The organism is Actinotalea sp., assembly GCF_035443605.1.
Taxonomy (GTDB): domain Bacteria; phylum Actinomycetota; class Actinomycetes; order Actinomycetales; family Cellulomonadaceae; genus Actinotalea.
Genome location: NZ_DAORSQ010000124.1, coordinates 1 through 6,230, shown reverse-complemented (window position 1 = coordinate 6,230; position 6,230 = coordinate 1). Strand labels below are relative to the sequence as shown.

Annotated in this window: 6 protein-coding genes; 4 read left to right on the top strand and 2 right to left on the bottom strand. The window is 72.1% G+C overall.

The window, feature by feature from the left end:
• The coding region (locus PKY62_RS11560; RefSeq protein WP_324537111.1) for a sensor histidine kinase at window positions 1-234 on the top strand (234 nt) is incomplete at its 5' end.
• Between the two features lie 27 nt (window positions 235-261).
• On the opposite strand, the gene PKY62_RS11555 is transcribed toward PKY62_RS11560, so the two are convergent.
• Window positions 262-945: a hypothetical protein gene (locus PKY62_RS11555; protein WP_324537109.1), complete on the bottom strand. Its 684-nt coding sequence runs from the start codon at window positions 943-945 to the stop codon at window positions 262-264.
• A 289-nt stretch (window positions 946-1,234) separates the two neighbouring features.
• On the opposite strand from PKY62_RS11555, the gene PKY62_RS11550 reads away from it, so the two are divergent.
• The 3 genes from PKY62_RS11550 (at window position 1,235) to PKY62_RS11540 (ending at window position 4,933) form a co-directional block, all read left to right on the top strand.
• Window positions 1,235-3,199, top strand: a complete 1,965-nt coding sequence (locus tag PKY62_RS11550) for a sensor histidine kinase (protein ID WP_324537107.1) — start codon at window positions 1,235-1,237, stop codon at window positions 3,197-3,199.
• Entirely contained in the window at window positions 3,187-3,840 is a 654-nt protein-coding gene (locus tag PKY62_RS11545) for a response regulator (RefSeq protein WP_324537105.1), read from the top strand. The genes PKY62_RS11550 and PKY62_RS11545 overlap by 13 nt, the downstream gene beginning before the upstream one ends.
• A 190-nt stretch (window positions 3,841-4,030) precedes the next feature.
• A complete protein-coding gene (locus PKY62_RS11540; RefSeq protein WP_324537103.1) occupies window positions 4,031-4,933 on the top strand; it encodes a hypothetical protein in 903 nt (300 codons plus the stop codon).
• Window positions 4,934-5,091: 158 nt separating this feature from the next.
• On the opposite strand, the gene PKY62_RS11535 is transcribed toward PKY62_RS11540, so the two are convergent.
• A complete protein-coding gene (locus PKY62_RS11535) occupies window positions 5,092-5,979 on the bottom strand; it encodes a putative endonuclease domain-containing protein (protein WP_324537101.1) in 888 nt (295 codons plus the stop codon).
• Between the last annotated feature and the right edge of the window lie 251 nt (window positions 5,980-6,230).

Sequence of the window (6,230 nt, the reverse complement as noted above, 5' to 3'; positions counted from 1 at the left end):
TGGGTCGTCGTCGAGATCAGCGACACCGGCCACGGGATGCCGACGGAGGTCAGCGCGCACGCCTTCGAGCCGTTCTTCACGACCAAGGAGGTGGGGAAGGGGACCGGGCTGGGGCTGGACATCTCGCGCCGGATCGTCGTCGGACGCCACTCCGGCGAGATCACCATCGAGTCCGGACCCGAGGGCACCCTGGTGCGGGTACGTCTGCCCACCCGCCACGCCGGCGAGACCTGAGCCGCCGGGGCGGGCGAGGGGCCTGCTTCAGGGCGTCGCGTCCTCGCGCGGCAACGGCGGGGCGTCCCACTCGTCGTCGCTCATCCGCAGCACGGCGAGCGCGACGATCGCGAAGCCCAGCGTCGTCGCACCCCAGCCGCCGATGACGTCGAGTGCCCGGCTGGGGACGACGACGGCGGAGATGACGTGCACCGGCTGGGCCACGATGATGAGGGCGCCGACCCACCAGTGCACGAGCCCGGATCGGATGACAGCGATCCCGAGCAGGACGAGCCCGAGCAGGTGCCCGAGGACGAAGGCGAGGATGCCGACGAGACCGGTGGGGTGGTCCATGACGAGAGTCGTCACATCGACGGTGCTCGCCTCGTCGTAGCCGGCCCGCAGCATCGCCTCGGCGACGACGTCGCTGGCGCCGACCATGGCCCCGAGCGCGTATGCGGTGAAGAGCACCCCTGAGCCGAGCGTCGCCAGCACGGGCACCCGCCGACGCAGGGCGAAGCCGAGCGCGAGCGCGCCGAGCAGCATGAACGGGTACCCGAACAGGGCGAGCCAGTTGAGCGCGGCGATCCCGCCGAGGTCGTCGGCGATCGCGGCGACCCCGGCCTCCGGCGACTCATCGGTCCAGTACGGCATCACCCACCGCATGAAGGTCACCGCAAGCGGCCCGAGCGGGATGACGACCGCGGCGAGGATGCGCCAGGTCCGGCGCATATCCCGCCGCGTCGACACGGGCACCGCGGCCGGCGCATCGGGTGACACAGCGGCCGCCCTGGACGAGGGAGAGGGAGCGGGAGCGAGGGTCTCGGACATGTCGGTCTCCTATGACTGTGAACGCGTCGATCCGGCGTCGAGCGGATCTCGAGCCGAGTCCCAGCCTGTCGATACGTGACTGCGAAAGCCTCGTGGCGCATACCGAATTAGTCGCCCGGGCGACCACCGACGCCGGTCTGCGTGCCCGCACGGATGACACGGCCGCCGCCGCGGCCCTAGCGTGTGCTCTGTGCCCTGGCCCAAACGCGTGACGGTGGCCCTGTGGGCCGCCACAGCGGTGCTGCTCGTCCTCTCGATCTGGGCGACGATGGACCTCGGGGGCCGGGCCGACGCCGCGATCACCGCGCTGTCGTGGGTCGTCGTCGCGGCGCCCCTGACGGCCGGCTACCTCGCGATCCGCCACGACCCGGGCAACTGGGTCGGCACCTGGCTCACCTCCGCCGGCACGGGGATCGCCCTCATCAACGCGCACGGCACCTGGCAGGACGCCCTCGCCGCCGAGCCGAGCGCGCTGCCCGCGAGCCCGCTCCTCTGGGTCCTCACCCAGGGCGTGTGGATGGCGTGGTTCGTGCCGTATGCGATGGTCGTCGTCCTCTTCCCCGACGGCCGGCCCTGGGGTCGGCTCGGGCGGGCGAGCGCAGTCGCGCTGCTCGTGATCCCGGTGCTCTTCAACCTGCTCACCGCGGTCATCCCCGGCCCCCTCATGCCGCCGCTCGATGACTGGCCCCGGCCGCTCGGCACCCACGCCGTCGGCTACGTCTCGCTCGGACTGCTGCCGATCTTCCTCGCCGTCCTCATCGGGGCGGGGGTCTCACTCTGGCGACGGCACGCCGCGGCCTCCGACCCTCGGGCCCGCGCCCAGCTGCGGTGGATGCTGCTCGCCGCGGGGCTGCTGCCCGTGACGCTCGTGCTGTGCTGGGTCGGCTATCTCGTCACCGGCGGGCCCGAGCCGGTCGTCGTCGGTCTCGTCGCGTTCAACGTCGCGATGCCGGCGGCGACGTTCGTCGCGATCCTGCGCCACGACCTCTATGACGTCGACCGGGCGATCGTGCTCGCCGGGGTGTACTCGATCCTCACCGTCGGCGTCCTCGTCGGGTATGCGACGGTGTCCGCCGTCCTCGGCCGCACCCTCGGCGCGGACTCGGTCACCGCCGCCGTCGTCGCGACCGTCGCGGTGATGCTCGCCCTCCTGCCGGCCCGCTCGTTCCTGCTCCGGGTTCTCGGGCGGCGGCTGCACCCGCGCCGGGCCGCGGGCCTGGACGCCGTCGCAGCGCTGGCCGAGCGGGTGGGCGCCGGGCGCGACGAGCCGGAGCGGCTCGAGGAGGTGCTGCGCGAGGCGCTCCGGGACGACGGCCTGCGGGTGGGCTACCGGCGGCCCGGTGCCACCGCATACCTCGACGTCGCGGGCCGCCCGGTCGAGGAGGCGGGCGGTCAGCCGATCCGTTCTGGTGGACACGATGTCGGGGTCGTCGTGCCCGGGCCGCGGTGTGCGGTCGTGCCGAGTGAGATCCTCACGGCCAGTGGGCTGCTCGCCGATCAGGTACGGCTGCGGCAGGAGCTCGCCGAGGCGCTCGTCGAGGTCGAGGCGACCCGGGAGCGACTGCTGGAGGCGGGGTACGAGGAGCGGCGGCGGCTCGAGACCGACCTGCACGACGGCGCCCAGCAGCGGCTCGTCTCCCTCGGCATGCGTCTGCGGGTGGCCCAGCGGCATGCCGCCTCGGGGGCGCCGGTCGACCTCGACGCCCTCGTCGACAGCGCCGTCACCGAGATCGCGGACGCGGTGGGCGAACTGCGCGCGATCGCCCACGGCCTGCGGCCGAGCTCTCTCGACGATGGGCTGCCGGCGGCGCTGGACAACCTCACCCGCTCCAGTGCACTGCCCGTCGAGGTGTCGTACTCGGCCAACGGCATCCCCGACCACGTCAGCCTCACTGCGTACTACGTCGCCAGCGAGGGCGTCGCGAACGCCGTCAAGCACGCCGGCGCGTCCCGGATCGCGATCGACGTGCGACACGAGGACGAGGAGCTGCGGGTCGTGGTGCGCGACGACGGGGCCGGCGGGGCGCGGCTCGTGCCAGGGTCGGGCCTGGCCCGGCTGCGGGACCGCGTGCACGCCCACGGCGGGTCGCTCGCGGTGAGCAGCCCACTCGCACAGGGCACGGCGATCGAGGCGGTCATCCCGTGCGGATCGTGATCGGCGAGGACTCCGCCCTGTTCCGCGAGGGGTTGTCGGCGCTGCTGGGCGAGCTCGGGCACGAGGTGGTCGCCACGGCCGCCGACGCGCCGGGCGCGCTAGCCGCCATCCTCGAGCACCGGCCCGACGTCGCGGTGCTCGACGTTCGGATGCCCCCGAACCACGCGCACGACGGGGCCGAGGTCGCGGCCGAGGTGCGCCGGCGCACCCCCGAGGTGGGGGTACTCCTGCTGTCCCAGCACGTCGAGACCCGGCTCTCGGTCGAGCTCGTCGCGACCGGCCGGTTCGGATACCTGCTCAAGGACCGGGTGCTCGACGTCGACGAGTTCGTGGACGCGCTGACCCGGGTCGCCGCCGGCGGGTCGGCGCTCGACCCCGAGGTCGTCGCGCGGCTGCTCGCGGGGGGCCGCGACTCCCTTTCCGCGCTGACGCCGCGCGAGCTCGAGGTGCTCGCGCTCATGGCCGAGGGCCTGGCCAACCCGGGCATCGCGGCTCGGCTCGTCCTCGCCGAGCGCACCGTGGAGTCCCACGTCGGCAGCATCCTCGCCAAGCTCGGTCTCAGCGAGGGCGGCCCTTCGGAGCACCGCCGAGTGCGAGCCGTCCTCGCCTATCTCGAGGTGCGGCACGGCGGTCCGAGCTGAAGGGTGCCGGAGCGGGCGGGTCCAGGGTGGTCAGCACGGAGGGGCCGGGCCCGCAACGCGGACCCGGCCCCTCGTGCCAGTGCTACGAGCAGAGCGTCAGCGCTTGCCCTTGCCCTTGCCCTTGCCCTTGCCGGTGACTGCCAGACGGAAGTCGTAGTAGGCGTCGAGGACGGTGAGGTCCCCGGTCGGCATGTTGGGGCGCGCGTTCGAGCAGCGGGGAGATGTGAGGCCGGCGCAGTTCCTGCTGGTGCCGCAGCGCACCGGGCTGGCGTCGTCATCGGCGTCCGGCTCGTACGGCGCGGCCGTCACCGGGCACGTGCGGCGCACCACCGACGCCGTCCTGGCCCTCATCCAGACCAACACCACCCTCACCCTCCACCGCGCCGACACCCTGTTGACCCGCGACAAGCTCATCTACTCCGGATTCAGCGAGTCGGGTTACGACCTGTGGAACGTCGGGGCGGCGCTGGGGGAGCACCTCAAGGCGATCGTCGCCGTCGAGCCGCAGAACCTCAACAGCGTGCAGAACGACTACCGGCCCAAGAAGAAGGTCGACGGCGGCAACGCGGCCGAGGGGGAGACGGCGCCCAAGCCGGAGCGGGTGGGGCCGCCGCCGGCCGTGGGGAAGGACGTCATCCCGGGGCTGCTCAAACGAGGCGTGAAGATCTACATCATCGGCCGGCACCACCGGCAGTACGGCCCTCGCGTGCCGAACCACCCGCTGCTGGTCAAGCTGCCGAAGGATCCCGCGGCGGTCTTCGCGTACCCCCCGTCGGCTTCGGCCAACGACTTCGTGAAGTACCGGATCCAGCGCATCCTCGACCCCTCGTCGGACCCGCTGATGCCCGACGACGAGCGGGAGATCCTGGACGCGCTGGCCATCCGCGGGATCACGGGAGAGAAGGCGCTCGCATCGATCCTCGTCAAGGAGGCCAACGACGACGACTCGATCCCCGACGGGCTCCAGCGCTGGTACTCCCACCAGTTCGCCCTCTCCGGCGGCGACGAGCTGACCTTCGACCCGACGGCGATGTACGGCACGCCGATCGAGTACCGGACGTGGTTCCAGGTAGCGGTGCACGACATCGGCTGACCCCGGACAGGCTCTTTTGTAGCCCGGCGCACCCTCCGCCCGCCCACACCGTGGTTCCCACAATGACCCGCAGACCTGACCCGTCCAGCCTCGGCAGCAGGTCCGTCCACTCGGCTAATTGTCACGCTGAGTGTCGTACTCGATACTCAGCGTGACAATCAGGGCGCAGGAGCCGCCGTCGTGAGGCCCGGGTCCTTCGGACATCGTGTGCAGTGACCGACAATCCCGTCGCGTCCCCGCGACCGCAGCGCCGTCGCCACCTGCGCAGCCACGGCGCAGGTCTGTCCCACTACCGCATTCCAGCCGTAGCGGAGAGTCAGGGCGCCGTCGTCGAGGAGTCGCCTGTTGTCGCGCAGCATGTCCTTGGACCAGTCGGTGTGATCACGCACCCCGTCGAGCTCGATCACGAGGCGCTCGGCCTCGTACCGCACGTCCATCCGCGTCGACGCATCCACAACCTGCCGCTCGCCGGGCGGCAGCCTATGCCGCGCGAGAACCTCCTGGCTGAACCGCCACTCCAGGGCGCTCTCGATTCCCTTCCCCGCCTGGGTGCACAGCTCCGTGAGGACCGCGGAGTGGCGGGTGCGTTCGCGGGCCCGCAGCTCCGAGAGCACGCGCTCAGGAAGGGTCTTTCCCTGGGCGAGGGCCCGAGCGGTCGCCGCGACAGCCGCGTCCTCCGTCGCCCGCCCGGCGAGGTCGATGAGCGATCGCTCGACGGTGGTGCGAGGCGGGGTGCCCAGGGACTTGGGGCGTCCCCGTCGGAACTCCACCGCCCACGGGCCGACGGCGAAGTCACGTCTCCGGGAGGGGGCCCAGACCGCGAGGGTCGAGGGCTCGTCGCGGACCACCCTGTGCAGGTACGCGGCCGCTTCGGCGCCCAGCGTCGCCGTCGGTCCGCCGCGCAGCAGGCCTGCCCAGGCCGCGGTCAGCCACGTCGGTGGAGTGGTCACGAGGATCCCCGGCGACGGCTGCTCCCACTCCGTGGACATCCGCCGGATCACGGGGGCCGTCAGGCCGCCGCCGATCAGCTGGTGCGTGGTGATCACGCCCGACTGGGCACGGAGGAGGGCTTCGAGACCGGGGGTGAGGGATTGTCTGGGGTGCACCTGCCTGAGGCTGCCAGCGGGGTCGTCGTGCGCAAGCCTCGGAGGAAAGACGGACAACACCCGGGCAGCGACGGACAACACCAGGCACCGGTTTGACCATGCGCGCCGGACCCACGAGTTGGGCCCCGGTGCTAAATGTCACGCTGAGTGTCGTACTCGATACTCAGCGTGACATTTAGCTGTTGCTCGTC

Excerpts from the sequence above, each read along its gene's own strand:
- PKY62_RS11555 (WP_324537109.1), bottom strand. The coding sequence starts at position 945 with ATGCGCCGGACCTGGCGCATCCTCGCCGCGGTCGTCATCCCGCTCGGG.
- PKY62_RS11540 (WP_324537103.1), top strand. The coding sequence starts at position 4,031 with ATGTTGGGGCGCGCGTTCGAGCAGCGGGGAGATGTGAGGCCGGCGCAG.